Source organism: Nonomuraea sp. NPDC001684, from assembly GCF_053596515.1.
Window position 1 is genome coordinate 1 of the sequence record NZ_JBSFGJ010000854.1, and the last position, 1,516, is coordinate 1,516.

Here is a 1,516-nt window from a genome sequence, read left to right on the forward strand (position 1 = left end):
CGGCCAGCAGCGGCGTGCCGAGCGGCACCAGGGCGACGTTGACGTTCGAGCGCACGGTGTCGGTGCGCGGCTCGGCCGTGCCGCGCAGCAGCTCCAGGGCCACCAGCAGGAGCAGCAGGCCGCCCGCGATCTGCATGGCGGGCACCTCGACGTGCAGGTAGGACAGGATGGCCCGCCCGAACACCGCGAACACCACCACCAGGCAGAACGCCGTCACCGCGGCCTGCCAGGCGATGCGCCTGCGCTCGGCCGGGGTGCGGCCGAAGGTGTAGGCGAGGAAGAGCGGGATGACGCCCGGCGGATCCATGATCACGAACATCGTCACGAACGCCTCGACGAAGAACCTGACCCCGGACACCGCTCCCCCAACCGGCCGCCAGGGGGAGGCGATCCTGTGCTCAGCCCGGCGCCCGGCCCTCCGGGCGCTCGACTTCCGGCTCTCAGTCTTCCAGCAGCGGCGAGAACCCGCCGAACGGCACCTCGAAGTCGCGGTCGCGGGCGTCCTGGAGGGACAGCTCGGCCAGCGCGATCATGCAGCCGGCCTCGGCGGGCCAGGCGATGGTCCACAACCAGTTGCCCAGCGCCTCACCGGCGTACACGGCCCGGTCGTCGATGCCGGCCAGGCACCACATCGCCGTGGGATGACCCAGCACCTCGATCTTCGCGTTGGGCGGCCCGGAGTCGAACCCCTCGCCGGGATCGGGCCCGTCGAGCCCCGCGAACGTCGCGCCGAGCCCGACGCCCGGTTCCTCGGCGATCACCAGCAGGTCGGCCGGCCCTTCGATCGGCGACGGCCCGCTCAGCGCGACCACGCTGGCCCGCGAGCCGGTACGGTCGTCGCCGACCTCGCCGAACCCGGTCACCGTCCAGCCGGGCGGCAATGGCCAGGGCAGCCACACGGGCACCACCGAGCGTTTCCGCATGGCCTCCAGCGATTCGCCCGTGGGCGGTCGCGGAGGCTGGTACGGCAGGACGTCGCCGTGCGTGTCGCAATGGAACGCACCGGACAGGGCGCTCGACCCGTGAAGCGGGCCGAAGCACCTTGGGCAGGTAGGAGCCGCTCTCACAGCTACCCACGGTGCTTCCTCCGGCCCGGTCGCGTCAAGACCGGGACCCGTTATCCCGTCGTAATCTTGGTCATGTGCGCGTAAATTGTGTCGGCGCGATCATTTTCGACGCCTCTGACCAGCTTCTTCTCATCCAGCGTGGCCGCCCGCCGGGCAAGGGCCTGTGGTCGCTCCCGGGCGGCCGGCTGGAGCCCGGCGAGAGCGACGCGGCCGGCGTGCGCCGCGAGGTCATGGAGGAGACCGGGCTGCGCGTCGAGGTGGGCCGCCTGGCCGGCACGGTGGAGCGTCCCGGGCCGGGCGGCGTCACGTACGTGATCCGCGACTACCTGGCGACCTGCGCCGGCGGCGTGCCCGTGGCCGGTGACGACGCCGCCGACGTGCGCTGGTGCGGCCCCGGTGAGCTGGCGCTCCTGCCGCTCACCGAGGGGCTGCTCGCATGCCTGACCGAG

3 protein-coding genes are annotated in these 1,516 nt (G+C 72.6%); 1 reads left to right on the forward strand and 2 read right to left on the reverse strand.

Annotated elements, in window-relative coordinates; translation table 11 throughout:
* A partial coding sequence (locus ACWCSD_RS52485) for a MarC family protein (protein ID WP_449927424.1) occupies positions 1 to 358 on the reverse strand: 358 nt, incomplete at its 3' end.
* Positions 359 to 440: 82 nt separating this feature from the next.
* On the reverse strand, positions 441 to 1,067 hold the full coding sequence (locus tag ACWCSD_RS52490; protein ID WP_397161161.1) for a DUF6758 family protein: 627 nt from the start codon (positions 1,065 to 1,067) through the stop codon (positions 441 to 443).
* Positions 1,068 to 1,141: 74 nt separating this feature from the next.
* Here ACWCSD_RS52490 and ACWCSD_RS52495 point away from each other — a divergent pair.
* The coding region (locus ACWCSD_RS52495) for an NUDIX hydrolase (RefSeq protein ID WP_449927428.1) at positions 1,142 to 1,516 on the forward strand (375 nt) is incomplete at its 3' end.